A 26,102-nucleotide genomic window follows, 5' to 3' on the forward strand; every position below is an offset into this window, starting at 1 on the left:
GCGGCGCCCGCGGGGGCGCCGCGCGGCGCGGGCGCCCCCCCCGGCGCCCACGTCGAAGGCGACCGAATATCGGTCAGCGCACCATATCCGGCCGGTTGCGCAGCGTCGCCACCGTGCGGATGCGCAGCCGCTCGAAGGCCGCCCGCGCCAGGCGCAGATCTCCGGCCAGCACATCCCCGCGACGCACCAGGTGGGGGTATTCCGCCCCGAGCCGGTGGTGAAACCGCAGCATCTCGGTCAGTTTGCTGACCGTCGAGGTGCTGCTGCACAGATTGAAGCTCGAATTGCGCCAGGCCGCGGTGAGCTGCGGCATTCCGTAGAACGCCCCGAAGGCGCTCACCCGCGCGAACAGATCCACGTCCATCGGGAAGACGAGATCACCGCGGAAGCCGCCCACCCGGTCGAAGTCGGCGCGGCGGAAGGTGGCCGCGGCCGTGGGGCCGAATTCGGCGGGGCCCTTGCGCACGATCACGCGCATGAGGGTGCGGGCGCTGTGCTCGCCGAGCAGGCCGGGCAGGCCCAGATCGGTCTCCTCCACTCTCCCGGCCTCGTCGATCACCTGGAATGTCGACGAGCAGATGGCAATGCTGTTGTCGGCCATGACCGCCTGCTGGGCGGCCAGCGCGCCGGGCAGCAGGATATCGTCGGCGCACACCACCTTCACCAGTTTCCCGGTGGACAGCGATACCACCCTGTTCCAGTTCTCGCCGATGGGCAGCGTCTGCTCGTTGCGGTGCAGGCGTACCCGCGCGTCGTCGAACGACTTCGCGATGGTGGAGGTTTCGTCGGTGCTGGCGTTGTCCAGGACGACCACCTCCATCTCGACATCCTGGTCGAGTATCGACCGCAGGGTCGTCTCGAGGGTGCGTGCGGAGTTGTACGCCGGAACACACACCGAAAGTTGAACCACCATTCCCCCTGAGCAGTAGTGACCGATGCCGTGGTGACCGACGTGGCCGCGCCGGTTACTCCTCGACGAGGCGGAACACGCGTTCGAGTCCCGCCCGGCTGGCGTCGATCTGCTCGACGGCCTTGTGCCGCAGGGTGTCGCGCAACTCCGGTGCGGCCGACCACAGCTCCCGCACCTGCTGGGTCAGTTCCCGCTCGAGATCGGTGGAATCCAGGTGCACGACCCGAAGCCCGGCCCCGAACATATCGGCCAGTCCGTAGAACTTGTCGTCATAGTACTGTGACGCCGTTACGCCGATGGCCGGAATTCCTTGGGAGAGCGCGAATACCGCCAGATGGTAGGCGCTGGTCACCAGTACCCGGCACCGCGACACCTGGCGGGCCACGTCGGCGGCCGTCCCGGCGCGGCCGATGACCGGACGGGTGCGCTCCGCGCCGGAGAGCAGCGGCAGCGTGGACCGGCGGTCCTCGGAGTCGTATTCGGAGATGATGAGCGGTGCGAGCGCGGCATCGAATTCCCGGGCGCAGGAGCGCACCACCGCGCCGAGGGTGTCCCGGGCGGAGTCGCTGACCTTGGAGTAGTCCGCGACCCGCAGGCACAGGCCGAGGTCGGCCCCGATCTCGGGCCGCCGCACGCGGTAGGCGAATTCGACGGCGTCGTCACCGGTGACCAGCACTCGATCCGCGGCCACCCCGAGTTCGGTGAGCAGCCGCGGCCCGCGCACGCCTTCGCGCAGCGCGATCACATCCACATCGGGCAGTATCGCGGCGGCGCGTTGCAGCAGGCGCGGATCGCCCATGGGTCCGAGGCCCTGCCCGAGCATGGCGGTCGGGATCCCCTGGGCGCGAGCACGTTCCAGCAGATTCAGCGTGCGGTGCGCCTGATACAGGTCGATATCGGTCATATAGCCGCCCCCCTGGGCGATCACCAGGCTCGCGGTGTCGACGGCGGCGGGTACGGGTGGCTCCGGGAGCCCGTCCGCCGCCGAGTCGGTGTCCCGCCCCAGCATGCCGCGCGCACCGCGCACCGCCCACGCCTTCACCCCGCGCAGATGCGATTTCGGCACATCGGTCGACGCCCGCCAGGCCACGGCGGCCGGACCGGTCAGGTTCGCGCCCACCGCGCGCTCGACGCGGCCCGCGAGTCCCCCTCTGCCCCACTGGCCGCCGCCCCGGGCGTAGACCGGCTCCGCGGTGGGCAGCAGCCCGCGCAGGATGGCCGGTTGGTCGGTCAGCACCCCGATCCGGGCGTGCGGCCAGCGCTGGCGCAGCCGTTCCACGGTCATTACCATCATGGCGATATCGCCCCGATTGCGCAGCCAGTACTCACCGTTGTCGATGAGGACCCGGAAGTCACCGGCACCGGCCCCCGCGCCAGAGTTCCCCACTGTGGTTGTCCTTCCGCGAGTCCGGCGCCGCGCCGGCGTTGACGTAGGGAGGGGCAGCTCTGCCGCATGCGCCCGGCCGTCCCTGGCGGGTCCCCTCTGCCGAGCATAAATCCGCAGCGAATGTAGCGCACCGCGTACGGTTGGCGCTACATGGGATCGCAATCGTGAAATCGGCTCTTCCACAAGATCATCCCTCCAGCTTCGCGGCAGGTCACGGGGTGCACAGCGCGGCGTCGACGACGGCGTTCGGATCGATGCCCGCACCGTGAAGGTTCAGAATGTCGGGTAGCTGGTTCATGCTCACGGTCACCGCCCGCTCCGGGGTGGCCGCCCCGTAGACGAAGAAGCCGTGCATGGCCCCGCCGTGTCCCCACACCTCGGTGCCGCAGGAGGTGGTGCGGCGGAACAGCCCCAGTCCGAAATCGTCGGACCGGCGCGGATCGCCGCTGGGCACGGTGGCCCGCATCTGCTCGAGCTGCGCGGGGCCGAGGATCCGGCCCGCGAGCAGCGCCCGGAAGAACCGGTTCAGATCCGCTCCCGTGGACACCATGGCCCCATCCGGCAGGCCCCATCCGGGATCGATATCGGTGATGTCCACCAGGGTGTCACCGAATTGGTGATACCCGCGCGGGTGAGGGCCGCGGATGACGTTCTCCACCGGGTAGAGCGGCCAGTAGGTGCCGCGCAGGTCCAGGGGGACCAGAATCCGCCGCGTCACCTCCACCCCGATCGCGACACCCGTCACCGCCTCGACCAGGCGGCCCGCCAGCAGATAGTTGGTATTCGAATACTCCGCCCGCGCACCGGGTTCGAACGCGGCCGGTTGGTCCAGTCCGAGGCGGATCAGCGCGTCGGCGGAGCGGGAGCGCCGCAGCGCGTCCACCGAGCCCAGGTCGATCCGGGTGAGATAGTCCGGGATCCCGCTGGTGTGCTGGAGCAGGTTCCGTACCGTGATCCGGTTTCCCTCCCCACCGGGCCCCGAGAGGACCCCGGGCAGATAGCGCTCCACCGGCGCGTCCAGGTCGATCCGCCCCTCACCCACCAGCAACAGCACCACGGTGGCGACGAACGCCTTGGTATTGCTCGCGATGCGCACGGCCGCGGTATCCGGGAAGGGCGCACCGGTCCCGAGATCGCCGACACCGCTGGTGATCTGGATATCGTGATCGCCGGCGGACTCGACGAGCTGGGCGCCGGGCACGTCGGCGGCCCGTACCAGAGCGTCCAGCTCGGTCCGCACCTCGGCGGTGGCGGCGACGGGGGTGTCGGAGCGGGCGGCGGTGGTGCCGCCGGTGAGCACGGCGAGGGCGACCACGGTGACCGTGGCCAGGGCGATATGTCGCATCGGCTGCTTTTCGTCGAGGGGATCCGGCCTGCCCGGTGATACGAGCGGGCGGCGCGATCCGTTCGACCGGATCGGTGCGCGAAATCAGTTGGGCAGCACGTCGGTCGACCACATACTGCACAGCCAGCGACTGTCGACGTAATCCATGGCCATGGCGATGCTGCGAGCCTCGGTGGTCTCCGGTGTGCCCTCGACCCGGTGGATCTCGGTGACGTTCGCGGTGATCTCGTAGTGGGTACCGTTACCGGAGGTGGCCGTGCACTGGGCATCGCCCGCGCGGGTCTTCTCCGGATCGGCCGCCATGATCAGGCGCAAGGCCGGGAGCAGCTGTGCCGCCTGGACTTTCCAGGTGCCGGTCGCGCCGTCGTACACCCGGGTCTCCCAGGCGGACGGGGTGTCGTAGTCGTAGGTCGTCATGAGCTTCGCGTAGTCGCAGGCGGCCTGTTCGGCGGCGGCGCGGGTGGCGTCGGTGGCGACCTCGCCGGTCCCGCTCGCCGCACCGAAGGTGAACGTCAGTGCGCCGGTGGCGAATCCCACCCCGATACCGAAGGCGACCAGCAGTGCCAGCAGCGCCGCCAGCAGCAGTGCCGGACGGGGGCGACGGGAACGGACCGCGACCGGCCCGGTCTGAAGCGGGGCGAATGCGGTGGGCGCGTACGCGTTCGAGGCCGCGGCGGACTCAGCGGACGGCTGAGTCGGGGCCGGGTTCGGGACGGGGTGTCGCGGCGCGGAACCGTGCGCCCCCGTGAGCGCGCGCTGCGCCGCGTCGGCCAGTTCCCCGCAACTGCCGTAGCGCCGGTCCGGGTCCTTGGCCAGCGCATGGGCGACGACCTCGTCGAACACCGTCGGCACGGCGGGATGCCGGAGACTGGGCCGGGGCACCGGCATATTCAGATGCCCGTTGATCACCTGCGCGGTGCTCGCCCCCGGATAGGGCAGTTCCCCGGTGAGCATGTGGAACAGCGTGCAGCCCAGCGCGTACACGTCGGCGCGGTGATCCACCGGCCCGAATTCGAACTGTTCGGGAGCCGCGTACTGGAAGCTGGCGTACATCTCGCCGGTGCGGGTGAGCCCGCTGGTGTGGTCGAGGGCCTTGGCGATGCCGAAGTCGGCCAGGTACACCTGTTGATGCGGTCCCCAGGCGAGCAGGATGTTGGCGGGCTTGACATCCCGGTGCAGCACACCGGCGCGGTGCGCGTGGTCGAGGGCCTTGGCGGTCTCACCGATGATCCGGACGGCGTGATCGGGCCGCAACGGCCCCTCGCGCAGCACCGCCGCCACATCGGTGCCCTCGACGTACTGCATGGCCATCCAGAGCCGGTGCTCGTCGCGGCCGCGCGCGTAGACCGCGACGATATTCGGATGGGAGAGCCGCGCGGCGGTATCGGCCTCGCGCAGGAAGCGCTCACGCACCTCGGGATCATCGGCGACGGCCGCGCCGAGCAGTTTGAGCGCGACGGGCCGGGGCAGGTCGCGGTCCTGTGCGAGATACACCTCACCCATTCCCCCCACGCCGAGCAGCCGTTCGATCCGGTAGCCCGCGAACGTCTGTCCCCGCGCCAGCGTCCGTACCACCGTATCGCCTCCGACCACCCGCCTTACTGCCGATCACCATAACGCACCCGGGACCCGAGCAGAGGCCCCGAAGATCGACGGCAGGAGCGCCGCCGCCGGGGCGCACGCCCGGGTCGCGAGTTCCGGATTCGACGCCGCCGGAGGGCGATCCGCGCTCAGCGCACGGGGGTGAGGTCGGGGCGCTTGGGGGCCAGGCCGTCGCCCGAGGATCGGCCGGTCAGCCGCCGCTGAATCCACGGCAGCAGGAATTCGCGAGCCCAGTGCAGATCCTCCTGGCGCGCCGTCGGCCAGGGCTTGGGTTCCTCCGGCCCCCACGGTGCGCGCCAGTCGGCGGCTACCGGAACGCCGAGCACCTCGCAGGCCCGCAGCGCCAGCCGCTCGTGGCCCGCGGCGGACAGGTGCAGCCGGTCCCAGCTCCAGGCCCGGTGGTCCTGCAGTGTCCGCATACCCCACAGATCGAGGACGGGGCAGTCGAATTCGTCGGCGATGGCCCGCAGGTGCATGTTGTAGGTGGCGATCTTGCCGCGCAGATGGCGCATGACCGGCTGGAAGCCGGTGTCCATACCGGTGACGACCACGACCGTGGCGCCGGTGCCGCGCAGTCGGATCAGTGCGTCGCGGTAGATATCGGCCAACTGGTCGGCATCGCCACCCGGGCGGATCAGATCGTTGCCCCCGGCGCAGCAGGTGATGAGATCGGGTCGCAGTTCGAGCGCGCGCGGCAGCTGATCGTCCACGATCTGGCGAATGAGCTTGCCGCGCACCGCGAGATTGGCGTAGCGCACCTCGGTGTGCTCGGCGAGATGCTCCGCCAGCCGATCCGCCCAGCCGCGGTAGCGACCGTTCGGTGTCGCATCGCTGTCGGGGTACGGGTCGTCGAGCCCTTCGGTGAAACTGTCGCCCAGGGCGACGAAGGTCAACTGGTCGCTATCGAGATTCAGTTCCGGCACAGCCTGCGATCCTGCCCCGCTACCTTCGGGTTACGCGACCGTCGGTTGTCCGGCCCGATCGGATCCGTCCAGGTGATTCGGCGTATTCCCGGGCGCGGCCCGTACTTTCTCTCATAGTCCGGCCCTGCCGCATGCGGTCCGGATCACGGTGTGGCGCGGCGATCTTCCGCGTTTGCCGAACCGACCGACCACCCCCTTCGGTTGCTTCGCAATAGCCGACCTACCTGCGCGGATTGACCTACACTGACCGAGAGAGGGCGCGCGGATCGCGACCGCGATTCGTGACGGAGTGGACTGACCCGGGGGTGACGGTGTTGGTGGGGTCACTGCGGGTGCATATGACCGGATCGGAATGGTTCGCCGCCGCCCCGGGCGGCTTGAACCGGTACTTCACGGATCTGTACCGGGCGCTGAACGACCACCCGGATATCGCGGTCACCGCAACGGCTTTCGGAGACGCCCCGGCCGGTCCGGGGGCCGGGTCGTGGGGACCCACGGGCGGGTCCACCCTGCGCCGCGCTCGTACGGCCTATCTGGACCGCGCGGAACTGCTACCCGGTACGGTGCTGGACCGGCACTTCTGCCTCTACGGCCCGTCCACACGCGGGCGCAATCCGCTGGTGGTGCACTTCCACGGGCCCTGGGCGGCGGAAAGCCGGATGGCCGGCGAGAGCGACCGGGCGGTTCGCGCCAAATACCTGGTGGAACGGCTGCGCTACCTCGGGGCGGACCGATTCGTGGTGCTGTCCCAGCACTTCCGCCGACTGCTGGTCGCCGACTATCGCGTGCCCGCGGACAAGGTCCGGGTGATCCCGCCCGGGGTGGATCTCACCCGCTTCCCGGTGCCCACCCGCGACCGGTCGACCGGCACGGTGCTGTGCGTGCGGCGACTGGAACGGCGCATGGGCATCGACGTCCTGGTACGGTGCTGGCCCGAGGTCAGCGCGGCGCACCCCGACGCTCGGCTGGTCGTCGTCGGAACCGGCACGGCCGAAGCGGAACTCCGGGAACTGGCGCGGCCACAGGACTCGATCCACTTCACCGGCACGGTCACCGACACCGAACTGACCGATCTGTACGCACGCGCGGATCTCACCGTGGTGCCGTCCCTGGCGCTGGAGGGTTTCGGTCTCATCGCGCTGGAATCACTGGCCGCCGGACGCGCCCCGATCGTGGCAGACTGTGGCGGACTGCCGGATTCGGTGCGGGACCTCGATCCCACCCTCATCGTGCCGTCCGGCGACGGCGACGCCCTCGCCGCCCGCACCATCCGCGCCCTCTCCGGCGCACGGCCCGACCCGTCGCAGTGCCGGGCACACGCCGAAACGTTCTCCTGGTCGGCGGCCGCCCGCCGCCACCTGGACCTGTATCGGGAGCTGGTCACCGCATGACAGCGGTATTCCTCGCGCACACCGCCGCCCCCTCCGGGGCGGAGCTCGCGACACTGCGGCTGGTCTCGGCCTTGCCCGCCGGAACGGCCGCGGTGGTGTACACCGAGGACGGACCGATGCTGCACCACATGCGCGAGCGCGGCATCGAGACGCGGTCGGTCACCACCGATTTCGACTCCCGTGCCCTCACCATCGACAAGGCCGGCGTGCGAGCACTGCTCACCGGTGCGCTGGGTCTGATCCGACTCGGCTGGCGGCTCGGCGACACCATGCGGGAGCTGGGAGCCACCGTCGTGGTCGCCGGGAGTACCAAGGCGCTGCTCATGGGCGCGGTGGCGGCCCGGCGCGCCCGCGTCCCGCTCGTCTGGCATGTGCACGACCGGGTTTCGGCCGACTACTTCGGCCGCTGGCTGGCACCGGCACTGCGGATACTGGGCTGGCTGGTGGCGCGCGGGGTCATCGCCAACAGCCGGGGCACCCTCGCCTCGCTGTACACCTGGCGGCGACCGGCCGTCGTCGCCTATCCCGGTGTGGAATTCCGCCACGACCACGCCGAACCGGACCGCGAGGAGCAGCGCGACCCGGCGGAGACGGTGGTGGCCGTGGTCGGCCGCCTCGCCCCCTGGAAGGGCCAGGACGTCTTCCTGCGCGCCCTGGCCGACGTGCGCGTCCTGCCGCGCGAGGTCTTCCTGATCGGCGGCACGTTCTTCGACGAGGAGCACTACCGCATCGAATTGGAGAATCTCGCCACCGCGTTGGATCTGCCGGTCACCTTCACCGGGCACGTCGACGATCCGGAACCCTATCTGCGCTGCGCGGATGTGCTGGTGCACTGCTCGGTGCTGCCCGAACCCTTCGGGCAGGTGGTGGTGGAGGGCATGCGAGCGGGCTGCGCCGTCATCGCCAGTCGCCCCGGCGGCCCCGAGGAGATCATCGAGACCGGCCGCGACGGTCTGCTCGTAGCGGGCGGCGACCGCCATCAGCTCACCCGCGCCCTGGACACCCTGCTCGGGGATCGGGAACTGCGGGTGAAGCTCGCCGCCGCCGCCCGGCTGCGCGCCCACGATTTCGATATCGACGAATCCGCGCGCACGGTCGAGCGGTTCCTCACCACGGTCACCGCCCGCCGCCGGAAGTGGTGGCGGCGTGGATGATTCCAACGATCCGCTACCCGGCGCGGACCCACCCACACTGCCGCTGCGGCCGGTGCGCGGCCGGGCGGCCGGGCGAGCGCGCGAGCCCGATCGGATCTCCGACGCCGATCGGCTCTCACTGCGCCGCTTCGGGGTTCCGCTGCGCGCGCGGTACCGCCGCTTCGACGCCGATCCCCCGCCCCCGGAATCGCCGTACGCGGAGCGGGAACAGCGCAGCATCCCCAGGTGGGCGGGCCGGGCCGATCACTATCCGATCTCCTGGTCACCGCGCCGCGCCGCGGACGGCTCCTACGAGCACAGCGCCGAGACCTTCGCACGCGGTGCCGAAGGCCTCCCGCACGGTACCGAAAACACCGCACGCCGTGCCGAAAACGCCGATCGCCGTGCCGAAAACGCCGAGCGCCGTGCCGAAACCGCCGGTCCGGGTGCCGAAACCACTACGCGCGGTGCCGAAACCGCGGGGCGAACCCCCGAACACACCACGCACGGTACCGAGAACACTGCCCACAGCAGCGCGGACGCCGGGCGCGGTGCCCACGCCGCGGCCCAGCGCGACAGTGCCTCCCCGCCACGCGCAGTCGTCGGCCGCCATCGCAGACGGGCCGCGCCCAAACACGGTCTGGCCAGCGTGGTCCGCGATATCGTCCTGGTCACCTTCGGCAAGTACGGCCAGTACGCCATCACGGTCATCACCCTGCCGCTCATCGCGCGCATCCTCGGCCCGCACGGTGTCGGCATGCTCGCCATCGGCATGAGTTCGTACTTCATCGGTTCACTCGTGGTCGATCTCGGCGTCACCCAGTTCCTGGCCGCCCGCGTGCACGAGGCGGACACCAGTCCGGGCGAGGTGAACCGGCTGCGCGGCACCTATGCCGCACTGCGCGTCACCACGGTGAGCGTGATCGGCGCGGCACTGCTGGCGAGCCTGCTGGTGGGCGTGCCCCCGGCCCTGCACATGGTGCTGCTCGGACTGTTCACGGGCGGGTTCTGGTCGCTGTCGGAGGACTGGCTGCTCATCGGCCAGGGTCGCTTCGGATCCTCCACCATCTACCAGGGCGTCGGCCGGATCGGGTACCTGATCCTGTTGCTGGTGCTGCTCCCCCAGTTTCCGACCGCGTCGACGGCCATCGTCTGCCTGCTCGTCTCGTCCGTGCCCACGGTCGCGCTGACCTGGTGGGATTCGATGCGCCACTTCGGCCGTCCGGCGCGGCCGAGCGGGGTGCGCGCCGTGCTGCGCTTGGCCGCACCGGTGTTCACCTCCCGGCTGCTGGTCACCGGGTACGGACAGGGTTCGGCCGCCATCTACGGTGCGATCCTGTCCGCCGCCTCGCTGGGGCTGTACTCGGCGGGCGACCGGTTGGTCCGCGCCATCCAATCCACGCTGGATCCCATCGGTTTCGCCCTGCTGCCCCGGATGGCCCGGCGCACCGACCGCGAGGACTTCTGGCGCACCTCGATCCAGGCGCTCGCCGGCTGCGTCGCCATCGCCACCGTGGCGACGGTGACCGTCTGGGTGAGCGCACCCTGGCTCATTCATCTGGTCTTCGGCCAGGAGTTCGCCGACGCGGTGCCGCTGCTGCGCTTCGAGGTGCTCATCCTGCCCGCCACCACGGTCACCTCCTATGTGACGACCGCGGTCCTGACGGTGCGCCAGGACACCACCGGTGTGCTGGTGGGCGCGATCGTCGGCACGTGCGTCGCGGTGGTGGCCATGGCGGTGGCGACCCGCACCCAGTCGGTGTGGACCCTGGTCTACGGAACCGTTTTCGCGGAAATCTCGGTCGCGGTGTGGTACATCATCCGCATGCGGTGGCTCATCGTCCGCGAACGGACGATGCGACGGGGGGCCGTCGGACCGGCCACCGTCCTGATGCGCAAGGGGGAGACCGCGTGAAGATCCTCTTCGTCGGCGACGACTGGGTGGGCAGCAACGCCCGCTCGCTGGCCGACGGCTTCCGGCAGGCGGGTCACGAGGTGGTGGTGATCGACACGACCGCGGTCACCCTGCCCGCCCGGCTGTCGCCGCCCTGGGTGTACAGCAAGGCCGCGCGACGGCGCGCGCCGTGGACCGTGGACCGGCTGCACCGCGAGATCGACGCCGCCGCCGCCGAATTCGTACCTGACGTACTGTTCGCTTTCAAGGGTGTCCACCTCGACCAGCGGCGGCTGCTGAGCACCTCGGCCGGTGTACGGGTGCACTACAGCGCCGACGATGTATCTGATCCGTACAACACCACGCCGGAATACCTGGCACACGAATCGGAATGGGATCTCATCGTCACCACGAAAGCACACAATGTGGCCGAACTACGCGACCGCGGCGCGATGAATGTGAAATTCGTTCGTAGCGCCTACGATCCGGCCTGGCACCATCCGTGCGCCCGACGCGGCGCCCGGGATTTCCTGGTCGGCTTCATCGGCGCGGTGCGCCCCGACCGCCGCGACCTGCTCGTCGATCTGGCACGCGAATACGGCCCCCGCATGCTGCTGCGCGGTCCGGGCTGGCGACGGGTGCGACCGCTGTGGCGAACCGGCGCGGTGGTGGGCGGCCCGGTCTACGGTGAGCACTTCTCCGCGGCGGTGGCCGGGGTGACCGCGAACCTGGTGCTGCTCAATTCCGACAATCGCGACACCCACACCTGCCGCACCTTCGAAATCCCCGCTGCCGGAGGGCTTTTCGTCGGTCAACGCACCGACGAACACGCCGACCTGCTCGACGACGGCATGGAGTGCTTCCTCTTCTCCGATCCGGCGGAACTGCGCGACGTGCTGGCCCGCTGCGCCCGCCGCCCGGACGAGGCCGCCAAGGTCGCCGAGGCGGGCCATCGCCGCATCGTCGGCGGACGACACCGCTATGTGGACCGGGCTCGCGAGATCATCGATGCGCTCGCCGGATAATGGCCGAAAACGGCTGCGGAAAAAGGGTAACGGCGAACGGGTCCGCACGGACATAGTGGTGATGGTGAAGGACGTTCGCTGATGGGGGCCGCACAGTCCGAGGTATTTCTCGTCGCCGGTGCGCTGGCGACGATTGTCGGCGCTGCCCTGTTCCTACCCGGTGTGGTACGGATATTTCTCATCGCGCAGGTGGCGCATTGGTCGCTGTCCTATGTCGCGCGACCGGTGGTGCTGCTGTGGACCCGGCCCATGCCGCACTACGGCGACAATGTGCCCGATCCCCGGCTGGCCGAATTCGGATACGACGACGGCATCGCGCTGGTCCTGGAGCCCGTCGTGTTCGGACTCTGGTTCTACGCCGCGCTGGTGGTCGCCTATACCGTGTGGACCCGGTACCGCAGCGGCGAAACCGCGACGGCCACACCGCCACTGATCGACAATCCGGTCTTCGTCCCCACCCTGGTGGTGCTCTACGTGCTGGGCACACTGGGCCGCCTGGCGGCGGTCGCCACCGGCACCACCGGCAAGGCCGGTGAACTGGAGAGCCCGAATCCGATCATCAACCTGATCACCATTCTCGCCACGCTCGGCGCGGTCGGGCTGCTGGTCTACTTCCGCTCCGACAACTCGCGCACCGTCCTGTTGGTACTGGGCGCACTGTGTTTCGGCGAACTGCTCTGGACGGCCACCGTGCAGTCCAAGACCCCGATCATGGGCGCGGCCCTGGCCATCGCGGTCCGCTGCGCCATGACGGGCTGGACGCGCGCCAAGGTGGTCGGCATACTCGCGCTCTCGGCGCTGGCGGTGACGGCCTTCGGCTGGTTGCAGTCGCTCAAGACCACCGCGGCGGCCAAGGCCGACGCGGAGCGCATCGACGCCAACTATCCGCCGATCGTGCGACCGTTCCTGAGCCTGCTCCGGCGTTTCGACCTGCTCGAGGCCGCCACCGACGCCTACTGGGCCGGGCCCGGATCCTGGCTCACGCCCGCGGAGGTGCTGCGGCACGCGTTCGAGAGTCTGATTCCGACGCAACTGCTGGGGCAGGAGAAGTTCCGGGCGGGTGCGGCCTGGGCCGAACAGGTGCGGGGCGCGTCGGTGGACATGTCGACGGTGTCGGTGTCGCTGGCCGAGGGCAATATCAACGAGGGCTATGTCCTCGGCGGCTACACCGGTGTGGCCGTGGGCGTTTCGTTCACCTTCATTCTCCTGCTGCTGTGGCGGCGGGCTCTCTACAGTCGGCACCTGGCCTTCGCCGTGCTGGGGCTGGCGCTCATCGAGGTACCGGTGCTGTTCGAGCGGGGCATTCTCGGCAGCATCGAGACACTCGGCAAATACCTCCAGGCGGTGGTGCTGACCTGGATGGTCTATCTGGTCGTCGGGGAATATCGCAGACGGGTGACGGAGCTGGCGGGCTACCCCGCGGCGCCACCCGGGAAAAAGAGGACAGCGCAATGGGTTTGACCGACTACCTGCATCTGTTTCGGCGGCGCTGGCCGGTCATCGTGGCCGCGGTGGTGCTGTGCGTGGTCGCGGCGGCCGGGTACGCGCGCAGCCAGCCGACCACCTATTCGGCCTCGAGTTCGGTGTACGTCTCCATGGCCACCGGCACCTCGGTCAACGATTCGTATCAGGGCGGACTCGCGGCGCAGCAGCGGGTGCGCTCCTATATCGACCTGGCCACCAGCGTCACCGTCGCACAGTACGTGAAAGATCAACTCGGCCTGCCCGATTCGGTCAACGACCTGCGCGGTCGGATCACCGCGGCGGCCCCGCCCGCCACCACCATCATCATCGTGTCGGTCACCGACGACACCGCCGACGGGGCGCGCATCCTGGCCGACGAGGTGGTCTCCCAACTCCGGGCGCTCATCTCCCGGCTGGAGTCCATCCAGGCCGACGCCGCGCCCGCGGCGCGGGCGGTGGTCATCGACAAGGCTCAGACGCCCACCCAGGCGGACGGGCCGCAGACCACCCGCATGCTGGCGCTGGGCGTGATCGCCGGACTGCTGCTGGGACTGGGCGGGGCGCTGGCCTGGGACCGCCTCGACAAGCGGCTGCGCACCTCCAACGATCTGGAAGCCATCCTGCCGGTGCCGATTCTGGGCATCATCGACGACGGACGGCCCGGTGCGGCCGGGGAGACCCGCCGCCTGCGCACCCGGCTCACCGCCGACCCCGAACGCACCAGCGTACTGTTCACCGCGCTGTCCCCGCGCTCGGAACCGGAGGTGGCGCTCGGCCTAGCCCGCAGCCTCGCCGATACCGGCGCGCGGGTGGTGCTGGTGGACGCCGACACCAGCGGCCGCGGCTCCTCCCGTCGCATTCCGGTGGGCGCGGCCCCCGGCCTGGCGGAACTGCTGCGCAACAGTTCGTCCACCGCCGAGGCGGTGGTGCTGTGGCCGGAGGTGGGGATCAGCGTGCTGCCGCTGGGCGTCGTCGACCTGCGCACCCCGGATCTGCTGGCCTCGGAGCGCTTCGCGGAGATCATGTCCAAGCTGCGCACCGAATACGACCACATCATCGTGGAGGCGGCCCCGGTCACCGCCGCCGCGGACGCCATCGCGCTGGCGCGGCGCTGCGACGCCACCGTCGGCGTGGTCGAACTCGGCCACACCACCTCGGCCCAGGTGCGCGGGGCGCTGGCCACGTTCGGCGCGGACGATCCGCGGCTGGCGGGCGTGGTGGTGTTCTCCCGGCCGGGCGGTGGCCTGCAACGGCTGCTGCGGCGGACGCCGACCCCGGGCAAAGCGGTGAGCCGATGACGGATGATCCGGTGCGGCGGCGTCATCTGCTCGCCGCCTCGCTCGGCGCGGCGGCCTTCCTGCCGCTGACGACGGCCTGCGCGTCCGGGGACGACGATCCGGGGACCGAATTCCGGTCCCCGCACGTCACCGATCAGCCCGCCGCCCGCAATGTCCGGGATTTCGGGGCGGTGGGCGACGGGAACGCCGATGACACCGCCGCATTCGCCGCGGCGGCCGATGTCGGCGACCGACCGTTCGTGCTGTACATCCCGGCCGGGACCTACCGGGTGACCTCCTTCCCCTCGCTGCCCGACTACGCCACCGTGCTCGGCGACGGCGGCGACGCCACCACCATCGGTTACGAGGGCGACGGCACCCTCATCGTGCTGGAGCGCAAACAGCGGGTGCGGTTCTCGCGCTTGGGTTTCTACCTGTCCGGTCCCGAGGCCACGGCGGTGCGGCTGTCGGAGTGCTTCCGCTGCTCGTTCGACGGCGTGGTGCTGCGCGGTAACCATCTCTCCGACAACTACCCGCGCTACGTGGGCCAGCGCGGGGTGGTGCTGGACCGCAATACCGGCGGCACCGCCTTCGTCAACTGCGATATCAACAATTTCGGCTACGGCATCGTCACCTCGTGCATCCAGAACTACGTGACCTCCTCCAAGCTCACCAACAATCGCGTCGGCGTCCTGGGCACCGGTGACAACCACAATGCCGGACTCGCCATCACCAACGTGGAATTCGTCTCCGACTCCGATCCGCGCACCACCGACCGGCACATCTTCGTCGACGGCGCGGCCAACGACTGGTGGCTGACCAACGTGTGGTTCGAGGGGTCGGAGATCGCCCTGGCCATCGGTGTGCCGGGCGGGGGTCCGGCGCAGTTCGGCATGGTGAACTGCAAGGTGGCCGCCCGTGCGGTCTGCCTGGACCTGGTGCACTGCCGACAACCGTATCTGGCCAATGTGCAATTCGATCCGGATCTGCGCACCCCGCCGGTGGAGCTGCGCATCGACGGCGACGGCTGCCCGGAGGGCACCGCCGTCAACCTGATCTCGGGCAGCTACGAGGATGTGGATCCGCGCGCCTTCCCCGACGGCTGGCATGTGATCGGACGCGGACGGATTCACGGGGCACGCTTCTCCGGCACCATGGTCGCGCAGGCCGGGAAGCCCGACACCGACATCTTCCAGGCCCAGGACCGCGACGGCGGCATCGTCGCCGCCGTGCTGCCCAGTGGCGCGCTGCTGTCCGACCGCGCGGCGGGCGGGGTGGTGCTGCGCGACGAACAGGGCGGTTACTGGCGGCTGTCGGTGGACGCGACCGGTGCGGTCAAGACCTCGTCGCTGGGTCGACAGCGACCCAGCACGTGAACGCCGCGACCACGGGGGTGCGTCTCGGCCCCGTGTACATGCTCGGCAGCACCCTGGTGCTGCGGCCGCCGCGTTTCGCGGATTTCGCGGCGTGGCGGCGCATCCGGTTGCGCGACCGAGATCTGATCGAACCGTTCTGGCACAGCTCCCCGCAGTCCTGGGAGCAGCGGCACAGCGCGGCCCACTGGGTGCGGGAGTGTCTGGAGGCCGCCACCCACGCCCGTGCCGGGCTCGCCGTGTCCACCGTCATCGAGCTCGACGGCCGGTTCGCCGGACAGGTGGAGATCGGCGGTATCGACCGGCGGGCGCGCCACGGCGAGATGGGCATCTGGATCGACGCCAGGCAGGCGCGCCACGGTTTCGGTGGACTGGCGGCGTCGGTGCTGCTCGACTACGGCTTCGGCGTGCTCGGTCTGGAGCGCGTCGTCGCGCCGATCTCGGTGGGCAACAAGGCCGCCGCACACGGCGCCCGGCAGGTGGGCTATGTCTGCGAGGCGCGGTTGGCGGGGCTGTTCGACGTCGGCGGTGGTCGCACCGACCACGATCTGTGGGCGGTCACGGCCGACCGGATGCCCGCCGGTGGTTTCACCCGCACCTGGATCGAACACGTCGGTGCCCGCCAAGGCGACGCGTCGACGCGGGCACGTCACCGGGAGGGGGCACCGTCGCGGGCCGAGCCACCCGGTCCCGGAGCGGCGGCCGTGACGACCGATCCCGGCGCGGTGGCCGAACCCACCGGTCCGAGCGTGGCCACCGTGCTCGCGGTCTCGGCCCGCTACCGCGCCGGGCAGCTGCGCCGGACCGTGCGCCGAATGCTGCCCGCCGCACCGATCACGGTGCCGGTCCCCGGCTACGAGACGGTCGTCCTGCGCACCCCCCGGGCCGCCGACGCCCACGCGTGGCGGGCCGCCCAACCCGGTAACGAAAGCGGCTGGTATCGCGAATTCATCAGCAGCAGAACCGGTTTCCACGCATCGTCCGGCCTGCTGCTGATACTCGACGTCGGCGGCGAGTACGCCGGTGAGTGTCGGCTCTTCGATGTCGACCTGTTCGGACGCAACGCTCGGCTGCGGCTCCGGGCAGATCCCGCCCACGCCGACGACGGTGTCCGCGCGGCGGCCATCCGAGCGCTGGTGGAGTTCGCCTTCACCCGCCTCGGCCTGTACCGGGTGTCCACCGAGATCCCTGTCGCGGACACCGAATCCGCCGCGGTCGCCGCGAACGCGGGACTGCTCGAGGAGGGCACCATGCGCGCTTTCACCGGACCCACCGGGGTCCGTGCCGACCACACTCTGTGGGCCAGCACCCAGAGGAGCCGGGGATGATGCGAAACTTCCAGCTCAGCAATGCGATCCAGCACCGCCTGCACGATCTCGTCCCGGGCGGGGCGCACACCTACGCGCGCGGCGCGGATCAGTACCCCGAGTTCATGACCCCGGTCCTGGTGCGCGGCAGCGGCTGCCGCGTCTGGGACTGCGACGGCAACGAATTCGTCGAGTACGGCATGGGTCTGCGTTCGGTCACCCTCGGACACGGCTACCGCCCGGTGGTCGACGCCGTCACCCGCACCATCGCCGAGGGCGTCAATTTCTCCCGCCCGACCGAGCTGGAACTCCTTGCCGCCCAAGACTTCCTGGACCTGGTGCCGGGCGCGGACATGGTGAAGTTCGCCAAGAACGGTTCCGACGCCACCACCGCCGCGGTCCGCCTGGCGCGCGCGGCCACCGGGCGGGAGACGATCGCCATCAGCGACAGTCCCTTCTTCTCCGTGGACGACTGGTTCATCGGCACCACACCCATGAACGCCGGTATCCCGGAAACGGATACGGTGCGCTTCCGCTACAACGACCTACCGTCGCTCGCGGCGGCGCTGGAGGCCCATCCGGTCGCCTGCGTATTCCTGGAAGCGGCCACCGCCCTGCACTCCCCCGCACCCGGATTCCTGGAAGGCGTTCGCGCCCTGTGCGATCGGCACGGCGCGCTGCTGGTCTTCGACGAGATGATCACCGGCTTCCGCTGGTCCGCCAGCGGCGCGCAAGGCGTCTACGGCGTCACCCCCGACCTGTCGTGCTGGGGCAAGGCCATGGGCAATGGCTTCCCCATCTCCGCCCTGGCCGGGAAACGCGAGTACATGGAACTCGGCGGCCTGCGCACCGACGCCGAACGCGTCTTCCTGCTGTCCACCACGCACGGCCCGGAAACCGGCTCCCTCGCCGCCTTCCGCGCGGTGGTCCGCGCCTACGCCACCACCGACCCCATCGCCCGCATGGAGGCGGCGGGCCGCCGTCTCGCCGACGGCGTCAACGCCATCGCCGCCGAACTCGGTATCGCCGACCACCTCCAGGTGACCGGTCGGCCGTCCTGCCTGGTGTTCCTCACCAAGGACCCCGACGGCAACCCGTCCCAGCCCTACCGCACCCTGTTCCTCCAAGAACTGCTCGACCGCGGCGTCCTGGGCCAATCGTTCGTCACCTCGGCCGCCCACACCGACGCCGATATCGACCACACCATCGAGGCGTGCCGCGAGGCCACCACGATCTATCGCAAGGCACTCGAGAACGGCAGCGTCGACGGCCTGCTGAACGGACGCCCGGTGGCACCGGCGATCCGCCGCTACGCCGAGCCCCGCCGCATCGCGACCAGGACGGAACCATGAACGCGCGCATCGCGATCGTGCACGAACGCTTCACCGAATACGGCGGCTCCGAGGCGGTGGTCGCGGAATTCATGCGAACCTGGCCCGGAGCACCGGTATTCGCGCCCATCCTGGAGACCGACTGCGTCCGCTCGGTCGCCGACGCGGCGGGCACCTCACCGGCCGCCGCGAATATCCGTGCCAGCGCCTGGCTTTCGCGGCTCTACGCCGCGACGGGACGACGTTCGCACGCCCCCCTGCTCCCCCTGGTCCCGCGCGCCCTGCGCGGCCTGCCACTGCGCGCGGACTACGACGCGGTCGTGGTGAGCCACCACGCCTTCGCCAGCTCGGCCGCACTCGCGACCTCTGCTCCCGTGATCGCGTACGTGCACAGTCCGGCCCGTTGGGCCTGGGACAGCGCATTCCGGGCCCGGGAGGCCGGAGGCTGGGCCGGACAACTCGCATTGACCGCCCTGGGCGGTCTGGCGCGACGCGCGGAATTGCGTGCCGCACCGCATATCGCACATGTCGTCGCGAATTCGTCGGCGGTCGCACAGCGGGTGCGGGAATGGTGGGATCTGCCCGCGACAGTGGTGAATCCGCCGGTACGCGTGGACAGCTTCGCACCGGACCCCACGGTGGAGCGCGAGGATTTCTTCCTTTTCGCCGGACGCCTGGTTCCCTACAAACGAGCCGATGTGGCGATTCGCGCGGCACAGCAGGCCGGGGTGCGTCTGGTGATCCTCGGTGACGGTCGGGCGCGACGATACCTGGAAAGCATCGCCGGACCCGAAACCCTGTTTCTCGGCGCCGCCGACGACGCCGTCCTGCTGGACATGTACCGCCGCTGCCGCGCTCTCCTCATGCCCGGCGTAGAGGATTTCGGCATCGTCCCCGTGGAAGCCATGGCATGCGGGGCCCCGGTCATCGCGGTCGGAACCGGCGGCGCGGTGGACACCGTACTGCCGGATATCACAGGTGTACATATCGAATTCGGCCCAGACGACGAAGTGATTCAGTCGTTCGCTCGCGTCATGAAGGATTTTCCCAGCCAGAATTTCGACGGGGAACGAATCAGAAAGCACGCATTGGACTTTTCGCCCACCGTTTTCAGAGAGCGAATGTCGGCCGTTGTCGACAACTGCTTGCAGAGCTTGACATAATATATTTCCCCTTTTGCCACAATAGAATTCGCGGTAGAATTGGTCCATGATTCCGGAGGGGGAAAGTCAGGACGGTGATACCGCGGCCGGTCTGTCGGCCGCGATGGACGCCCTGCTCGCGACCGATCTCACCGGACTGTCCGACACCGCTCTCGTGGACGTCATGCGGGAGGTGGAATCGGTGCGGTGTCGGATGGCGGCACTGTCGCACCGCATGATCGCCGAAGTCGAATCCCGGCATCTGTGGGAGCGTGCCGGGGCCAAGGGGATGCGCGGCTATCTGATCGACGTGCTGCGCCTGTCGGCCGCCGAGGCCGGGGCACGGGTACGGGCCTCGATCCCGTTGCGGCCGCGCGCGTTCTGCGGGGAACCGGGTCCGGCGTTGTTGCCGACCACGGCGGCGTTGCAGGCCGAGGGCACGATCTCGCCTGAGCACGCGCGGGTGATCATGCGGGTGATGGACCGCATCCCCAACGCGGTGCCCGTCGAGACGCAGGCCGAGGCCGAACAGCAGCTCGCCCGCGCGGCGAGCCAGATGCCGCCGGAGTATGTGAGCAAGGTCGGGCACGTGCTGCTGTCGTGCCTGGACCCGGACGGGGTCCTCACCAGCGACGACGACCGCGCCCGCCGCCGCGAGCTCTGGGTGGGCAAACAACGCGTGGACGGTATGAGCGAGATCAAGGGTGTCGTGGATCCGCAGTTGCGGGCGTTGTTGGATGTGGTGTTGGCGAAGTGGGCGCGGCCGGGGATGTGCAATCCCGAGGACCCCGACAGCCCCCGGATGGGGCCGGGCGCGGTCGACAAGGATCTCATGGAGGCGGCGGCGCGGCGGGATCGGCGTAGTGCCGGGCAGCGTAACCACGACGCAGTGAAAGCGTTCCTCGCCGCCGCAGGCGGACCGGAGAACCTCGGGAGTCATCGGGGTGTGCCGGTGTCGGTGGTGTTGACGATGAGTCTCACCGACTTGCAGGCCGGAACCGGGTACGCCCACACCGCATCGGGATCGGTGATGTCGGTTCGGGATGCGTTGCGGATGGCCGAGGGCAGCTACCCGTTGTTGATGCTGTTCGACGGCAAAGGACTCCCGTTGCATTTGGGGCGGGGGAAGTATCGCCTGGCGTCGTCGTGGCAGCGGTTGGCGTGTATCGCCGCCGACCGAGGCTGTACCCGCCCCGGGTGTGAGGCTCCCGCGACGATGTGTGCGGTGCATCACATGGTGCCGTGGTTGCGGGGTGGTCGTACCGATATCGAGAACCTGACGTTGGTGTGCGACCGCTGCCACGCCCAGATCCCCGAGGATGCTGAGGATCCGACCGGGTGGGCCACCCTCGGACGCGGCAACAGCATCGGCGGCGGCAGCGGTGGCGGCAACCGCAGCAACGGTGGTGTCGGTAGCGGCCGGTATCCGGGTCGTGTCGTGTGGGCACCCCCGACCCGCATCGATCCGGCACGGGCACCCCGGGTGAATCTGCATCACCATCCCGAGCAGTGGCTCACCGATGCCCCGAACCACCCCGGTCTCGACCATCTCGACCGGTCCGGTCACCGTCACCGCGACCACCGAACAGCCGATCGACGACCCACCGGCCATCACGACCGGTCGTCGACAGACCACCGCACCCACCGCCCGGACCCGACCCGAGGCGATCACTTACGCCAATAACCACACCCCGCAAAGGCCCGTCCCGAGAACGCAACTCCAGCCAGTCCGTGGGCTGGGATAGACGCGCGCGGCACCCGACCCGGCGTCAGCGAAAGCCAGGTAAGGCACCCAACGCCACCACACATAATTCTCTTCAACCCCACGCAACCAGATCCCAACCCCCGCAACCCATGTCGAATTGCCCCGAATGCTGTATTGATAGTCCCAACCCCTGATCGACAACCCCACCCCGATCAACAACCCCATCACCGATCGACAACCCATCACCGATCGACCGCCCCACCGAGGGGCCACCCCACCCCCCGATAGACAGCCCAACCCAGAGCACCCGCGATAGCGAGCCCCCCACCATGGCCGACCCCTTCGACGAAAGCCGAGCCCTGATCACCGGCGGCGCCGGAGATATCGGCCGCGCGGTAGCCCACCGCCTGATAGCCGCCGACTGGGACGTGGTCATAGCCGACCTCGACCTCACCTCCGCCAAACAACTGGCCGAAGACCTCGGCCCCAAAGCCATCGCCGTCCACCTCGACCTGGCCAGCCCCGACAGCATCGCCCGCACCGCGTGGGCAGTGCAGGGCACCGTCTCCGCCGTCATCCACTGCGCGGGACTGGCCATCGTGGAACCCTTCCTGGTCAGCTCCGTCGACCACTGGGACGCCATGCTCCAGGTCAACCTGCGCGGCCCCATGCTGCTGACCAAACACCTCCTCCCCGGCCTGCTCGAAACCGATTCCGCGCGCGTGGTATTCGTCTCCTCCGACGGCGCACGCGCGGGAGCCGGTGGCGAAGCCGCCTACGCCGCATCCAAATCCGGTCTCTTCGGCTTCGCGAAATCACTGGCCCGCGAGGTGGCACGGCATCAGGTCACCGTGAATGTCGTCTGCCCCGGCCCGATCGAAGGCCAGATGGTGTCGCAGACCATGCGCCGGCACCGGGGCAATCTCGCCGCCATCGAGAAGGCAATCCCCATGAAGCGCCTGGGGCAACCGGAGGAGGTCGCCAACCTCATCGCCTGGTTGGCGAGCCCCGAGGCCAGTTACATCACCGGCCAGCTGATCAGCGTCAGCGGCGGCATCACCATGTCATGAAGGAGTCGCGTTCCATGCCCGCCCAATCCGTCGTCGATGCGCACCTGCACCTGTGGCAGCCCAGCCGCCACGACTGGTATCCGCAGCTGGCCGACTTCGCCGCGCACACCGGAACACCCGCGCTGGCCGACGACTTCCTGCTGCCGGAGTACGACCGGGCCGCGGCCGCGACGACCGTGACCGGACTGGTGCACGTCTCCGCCACCACCGCCCGCCACGCCTACCTCGACGAGACGCGCTGGATCGACGATATGGCCGCGACGACCGCGCGGCCGATCGCCATCGTGGGCGCGGTCGACCCCACCCTCGACGGCCCGGACCTGCTGCGCCATCTCGAGCAGCAGGCCCGCAGCCCCCGCCTGCGCGGAATCCGTGTCTTCCAGGGCCTCTCCCCCAACACCCCGGCCGCCGACACCATCGCCTCCTGGTTGCAGGAGCGCGACGCCGTCTTCGATCTGGTCGCCCATCCCGGCGATATGCTCGACTGGATCGACTTCCTCGCCGGGTATCCGCGGTTGCGGGTGGTGCTGGAACATCTCGGCCTGCCCACCGGCACCGATCAGGCCGCCCGCACCGCCTGGCAGAATGCGCTGTCCCTCGCCGCCAAGGAGACCGGATGGCAGTGCAAGCTGTCCGGACTCGGCATGATCTGCCCGGATTTCCGCTGGCCGACCCTCGAATACTGGTTGGAGACGAGTATTCAGCTCTGGGGCTGGCAGCGGCTCATCTTCGGATCGAATATGCCGATAGACACAATGGCCGGATCGTTCGGGGAACTGCTGGCGGCCGTGGACCGGGCGGTGGCCGCCGATGCCACCGAGCAGGAGGCCGAACTGTTCTACGGCGGCACCGCCGCGGCGACCTACGCGCTCGGCTGAACCGCCAATTCGGAGACCAGCCGACTGCCGGTGAGGCGGTATTCACCCGCCGCCAGTTCGTACATGCTGATGTAGCCGTCGAGGTCCGCGGAGTCGGTGTCGCCGCGAATGATCCAATAGTGCGGGACGCCGAGGCTCGCGTAGATGCGGAGTTTCTCGATGGCGTCGTGCACCTGGGAGTCCTGGCAGACGGCATCGACCACGGCGTGAATATGCGCGGCGTCGTGGCTGGTGCTGTATTTGAGCGGCAGATAGCCGGGCCGGAAGACGATGCCGTCGGCGAGGAAATTGTTCCGGCCGAGGCTGCCGCGCGCGAATCCGCTGTCGGCGACGTACTGGTTTCCGGCGATTTCGTAGCCGAGCCGCTTCCACAGTTCCAGCACCTGGAAGACGATGCGGTAATACCAGAACGTGACCGGCATATGCGTCAGCTCCAATCGTCCGGATCGCAGTTCCCACGCCCAGCCTCGGGGTACGACGGGCAGGGCTTCGAATTCGGCGCGGGTGCGAATCCCCGTGGACGGCAGGTCGAGCTGTGCGATCACGGCCCCTCCGGGAGACGTGCCAACAGGACTGGAACACCTTAACCTCAGTCAACCGACCAGGACGTTCACCCCGGTCGGCTCAGCGATTCTGTTTGCCAACAAGTAACCAAGTGCATCCGACGGTTACACGAAAATCCTTGTTACACATACCAACTCGATATGCCCCGAGGTGACCATTCCCACAGCGTCGCGACTTGCCGCGTCAACCGGGGTCGCCGTAAAGTTACTCACCAGTTAGGCACGAAGGTGTTCCTACCTCGGCCCGACTTTTGCTAGGGGGCCGATTCAACGTACTCACGTCCGCATCCACCGCCGCATGTCGGACGAACACCGTTGGTTTCCAACAGGTTCGAATCGATAAGGAGGGGGCGATGGTTTCCTACATCGTCACGGGCGGAACGGGTTTTCTCGGGCGACGGGTGCTCGCCGAGCTGCTGAGCCGCGACTCGGAGGCCGTGATCCACGCATTGGTGCGAGAGGCGTCGGTCGCCAAGCTGCGCGAGCTGGCCGAGAACTGGGGCGCGCCGGATCGCGTCTTCCCGCTCATCGGCGATCTCACCGCGCCGGGACTGGGCCTCCAGGACGAGGCTCCCCGCGCCGACCACATCATCCACCTGGGCGCGGTCTACGATATGACCGCCGACGAGGCCACGGCCCACGCCGCCAATGTGAACGGCACTCAGGCCGTCGTCGACCTGGCCGTCGAGCTGGACGCGGTACTGCACCACGTCTCCTCGGTCGCCGTCGCGGGCGACCACCGCGGCAAGTTCTTCGAGGACGATTTCGACCTCGGTCAGAATCTCACCTCGCCCTACCATCGCACCAAGTTCGCGGCCGAGAAGTTGGTGCGCGAATCCGGGGCGCGCTGGCGGGTGTACCGTCCGGCCATCATCGTGGGCGATTCCCGCACCGGCGAGATGGACAAGATCGACGGCCCCTACTACTTCTTCCCGGCCATCGCGAGTCTGGCCGGGCTGCCCGCCGACCTGCCGCTGCCGCTGCCCGATCTGGGCGCGACCAATATCGTCCCGGTCGACTACGTCGCGCAGGCCATGGTCCAGCTCATTCGCAAGCCGGGTCTGGCCGGGCGCACCTTCCATCTGGTCAATCCGGAGCCGCAGCCGTTCTCCGACATCTACGCCGCACTGGCCGAGGCCGCCGGTGCGCCCACCGGTATCGGCACGCTGCCGGGCAGCCACAGCGCCCTCGACGCGCTCGGCCACATTCCGGGCGTCACCGCGGTGCGGGACTTCCTGCTGGAGCGCCTCGGGATTCCGGCCGAGGTCGCCCCGCACACCTCCTTCGAATCGGAGTTCGTCTCCGATTCCACCCGCGCCCAGCTGCGCGGTCTGGAGGTGCCGTCCTTCGACTCCTACGCCCGCACCCTGTGGGACTACTGGCGCGCCAATCTCGATCCCGATCGCGCCCGCCGCACCGAGGGCACCGCGCTCGACGGCCGCATCGTCCTGATCACCGGGGCCTCCTCGGGTATCGGCCTGGCCACCGCGCACGCGGTCGCCCGCCGCGGCGCGACCGTGCTCATGGTGGCTCGCACCACCGAGGAGCTGGAGGCCGCCGCCGCCCAGGTGCGCGCGGAAAGCGGTGCGGCACAGGCGTACACGTGCGACATCACCGACGAGAAGTCGGTGGAGCTGCTGGTGAAGCAGGTGCTCGCCGACCACGACCACGTCGACTACGTGGTGAACAACGCGGGCCGCTCCATCCGCCGCGCGGTGATGAACTCCACCGACCGCATGCACGATTTCGAGCGGACCATGGCGGTGAACTACTTCGGCGCGGTGCGGCTCATCCTGGCGTTGCTGCCCTCCATGCGGGAGCGCCGCTTCGGGCACTTCGTGAACATCTCCTCCATCGCGGTGCAGACCAAGGTGCCGCGCTTCGCCGCCTATGTGGCGTCGAAGTCGGCACTGGACAACTTCAGCGAGATCGCCGCGGTCGAGAACGCCGACGCCGGAATCACCTTCACCTCGGTGCGCATGCCGCTGGTGCGGACCGCCATGATCGCGCCCACCGATCTGTACAAGTCGATTCCGGTGCACAGCCCGGAGCAGGCGGCCGCCATCGTGGTGCGCGCGCTCGAGCACCGGCCCGCCCGCATCGACACCCCGATCGGCACCTTCGCGCAGTTCGTCGACACCGTCATGCCGTCGGTGAAGAAGGCCATTCTGCACCAGGGCTTCCGGATGTTCGGGGAGTCCAAGGCCGCCGAGGCCGGGGCCGCCGAGGCCGGGGCCGCGGAGGTGGCCAAGACCGCGCCCACCCGCAGCCCGCTGCTCGCCCTGGCGCCCGTCGTGCAGCCGCTCATGGGCCTGCCCGGTTCGGCGGCCCGCATCACCAATGTGATTCCCGGACTGCACTGGTGATGCTCGACGAGTAGGT

The 26,102-nt window shown here is 69.4% G+C and carries 20 protein-coding genes; 14 read left to right on the forward strand and 6 right to left on the reverse strand.

Annotated elements, in window-relative coordinates; all coding sequences use genetic code 11:
- Positions 1-73 precede the first annotated feature (73 nt).
- The 5 genes from QK444_RS08660 to QK444_RS08680 form a co-directional block, all read right to left on the reverse strand.
- A complete protein-coding gene (locus QK444_RS08660; protein WP_282778789.1) occupies positions 74-913 on the reverse strand; it encodes a glycosyltransferase family 2 protein in 840 nt (279 codons plus the stop codon).
- A 52-nt stretch (positions 914-965) separates the two neighbouring features.
- Positions 966-2,297, reverse strand: coding sequence for a polysaccharide pyruvyl transferase family protein (locus tag QK444_RS08665; RefSeq protein WP_282778790.1), 1,332 nt, complete (start codon positions 2,295-2,297; stop codon positions 966-968).
- A gap of 211 nt (positions 2,298-2,508) precedes the next feature.
- A complete protein-coding gene (locus QK444_RS08670; protein ID WP_282778791.1) occupies positions 2,509-3,642 on the reverse strand; it encodes a serine hydrolase domain-containing protein in 1,134 nt (377 codons plus the stop codon).
- Between the two features lie 84 nt (positions 3,643-3,726).
- A complete protein-coding gene (locus tag QK444_RS08675) occupies positions 3,727-5,217 on the reverse strand; it encodes a serine/threonine-protein kinase (protein WP_282778793.1) in 1,491 nt (496 codons plus the stop codon).
- Positions 5,218-5,372: 155 nt separating this feature from the next.
- Entirely contained in the window at positions 5,373-6,167 is a 795-nt protein-coding gene (locus QK444_RS08680) for an SGNH/GDSL hydrolase family protein (protein ID WP_282778794.1), read from the reverse strand.
- Positions 6,168-6,499: 332 nt separating this feature from the next.
- Here QK444_RS08680 and QK444_RS08685 point away from each other — a divergent pair, with 332 nt between their 5' ends.
- The 13 genes from QK444_RS08685 (at position 6,500) to QK444_RS08745 (ending at position 23,157) form a co-directional block, all read left to right on the forward strand.
- The gene (locus tag QK444_RS08685) at positions 6,500-7,558 is read left to right on the forward strand and encodes a glycosyltransferase family 4 protein (RefSeq protein WP_282778812.1); all 1,059 of its coding nucleotides are present in this window, start codon (positions 6,500-6,502) and stop codon (positions 7,556-7,558) included.
- On the forward strand, positions 7,555-8,712 hold the full coding sequence (locus QK444_RS08690; RefSeq protein WP_282778795.1) for a glycosyltransferase family 4 protein: 1,158 nt from the start codon (positions 7,555-7,557) through the stop codon (positions 8,710-8,712). The genes QK444_RS08685 and QK444_RS08690 overlap by 4 nt, the downstream gene beginning before the upstream one ends.
- Positions 8,713-9,331: 619 nt before the next feature.
- On the forward strand, positions 9,332-10,606 hold the full coding sequence (locus QK444_RS08695) for an oligosaccharide flippase family protein (RefSeq protein WP_282778814.1): 1,275 nt from the start codon (positions 9,332-9,334) through the stop codon (positions 10,604-10,606).
- Positions 10,603-11,610: a glycosyltransferase gene (locus tag QK444_RS08700; protein ID WP_282778797.1), complete on the forward strand. Its 1,008-nt coding sequence runs from the start codon at positions 10,603-10,605 to the stop codon at positions 11,608-11,610. The genes QK444_RS08695 and QK444_RS08700 overlap by 4 nt, the downstream gene beginning before the upstream one ends.
- An 81-nt stretch (positions 11,611-11,691) precedes the next feature.
- Positions 11,692-13,071 carry a hypothetical protein gene (locus QK444_RS08705; protein WP_282778798.1) on the forward strand — a complete coding sequence of 460 codons (1,380 nt, stop codon included), beginning with the start codon at positions 11,692-11,694 and terminating at the stop codon, positions 13,069-13,071.
- Entirely contained in the window at positions 13,062-14,372 is a 1,311-nt protein-coding gene (locus tag QK444_RS08710) for a Wzz/FepE/Etk N-terminal domain-containing protein (RefSeq protein WP_282778800.1), read from the forward strand. Before QK444_RS08705 ends, QK444_RS08710 begins: the two co-directional genes overlap by 10 nt.
- Positions 14,369-15,727 (forward strand): glycosyl hydrolase family 28-related protein, encoded by a 1,359-nt coding sequence (locus tag QK444_RS08715; RefSeq protein ID WP_282778801.1) that lies wholly within the window; start codon positions 14,369-14,371, stop codon positions 15,725-15,727. The genes QK444_RS08710 and QK444_RS08715 overlap by 4 nt, the downstream gene beginning before the upstream one ends.
- Complete coding sequence (locus QK444_RS08720) at positions 15,724-17,052, forward strand: GNAT family protein (RefSeq protein ID WP_282778802.1); 1,329 nt, start codon at positions 15,724-15,726, stop codon at positions 17,050-17,052. Before QK444_RS08715 ends, QK444_RS08720 begins: the two co-directional genes overlap by 4 nt.
- Positions 17,052-18,383, forward strand: a complete 1,332-nt coding sequence (locus QK444_RS08725) for a glutamate-1-semialdehyde 2,1-aminomutase (protein WP_282778816.1) — start codon at positions 17,052-17,054, stop codon at positions 18,381-18,383. The genes QK444_RS08720 and QK444_RS08725 overlap by 1 nt, the downstream gene beginning before the upstream one ends.
- Positions 18,380-19,525: a glycosyltransferase gene (locus QK444_RS08730; protein ID WP_282778803.1), complete on the forward strand. Its 1,146-nt coding sequence runs from the start codon at positions 18,380-18,382 to the stop codon at positions 19,523-19,525. Before QK444_RS08725 ends, QK444_RS08730 begins: the two co-directional genes overlap by 4 nt.
- Before the next feature lie 46 nt (positions 19,526-19,571).
- Entirely contained in the window at positions 19,572-21,188 is a 1,617-nt protein-coding gene (locus tag QK444_RS08735) for an HNH endonuclease signature motif containing protein (protein ID WP_282778804.1), read from the forward strand.
- A gap of 350 nt (positions 21,189-21,538) precedes the next feature.
- Complete coding sequence (locus QK444_RS08740) at positions 21,539-22,279, forward strand: SDR family NAD(P)-dependent oxidoreductase (protein WP_282778806.1); 741 nt, start codon at positions 21,539-21,541, stop codon at positions 22,277-22,279.
- A 14-nt stretch (positions 22,280-22,293) separates the two neighbouring features.
- Positions 22,294-23,157 carry an amidohydrolase family protein gene (locus tag QK444_RS08745; protein ID WP_282778808.1) on the forward strand — a complete coding sequence of 288 codons (864 nt, stop codon included), beginning with the start codon at positions 22,294-22,296 and terminating at the stop codon, positions 23,155-23,157.
- Here the strand turns inward: QK444_RS08745 and QK444_RS08750 are convergent.
- On the reverse strand, positions 23,142-23,702 hold the full coding sequence (locus QK444_RS08750; RefSeq protein ID WP_282778809.1) for a Uma2 family endonuclease: 561 nt from the start codon (positions 23,700-23,702) through the stop codon (positions 23,142-23,144). The genes QK444_RS08745 and QK444_RS08750 overlap by 16 nt on opposite strands.
- Before the next feature lie 371 nt (positions 23,703-24,073).
- Between QK444_RS08750 and QK444_RS08755 the strand changes: the two genes are divergently transcribed.
- The gene (locus QK444_RS08755) at positions 24,074-26,086 is read left to right on the forward strand and encodes an SDR family oxidoreductase (RefSeq protein WP_282778810.1); all 2,013 of its coding nucleotides are present in this window, start codon (positions 24,074-24,076) and stop codon (positions 26,084-26,086) included.
- Positions 26,087-26,102: the final 16 nt, after the last annotated feature.

This window comes from Nocardia sp. CC201C (genome assembly GCF_030010695.1).
GTDB lineage: Bacteria > Actinomycetota > Actinomycetes > Mycobacteriales > Mycobacteriaceae > Nocardia > Nocardia otitidiscaviarum.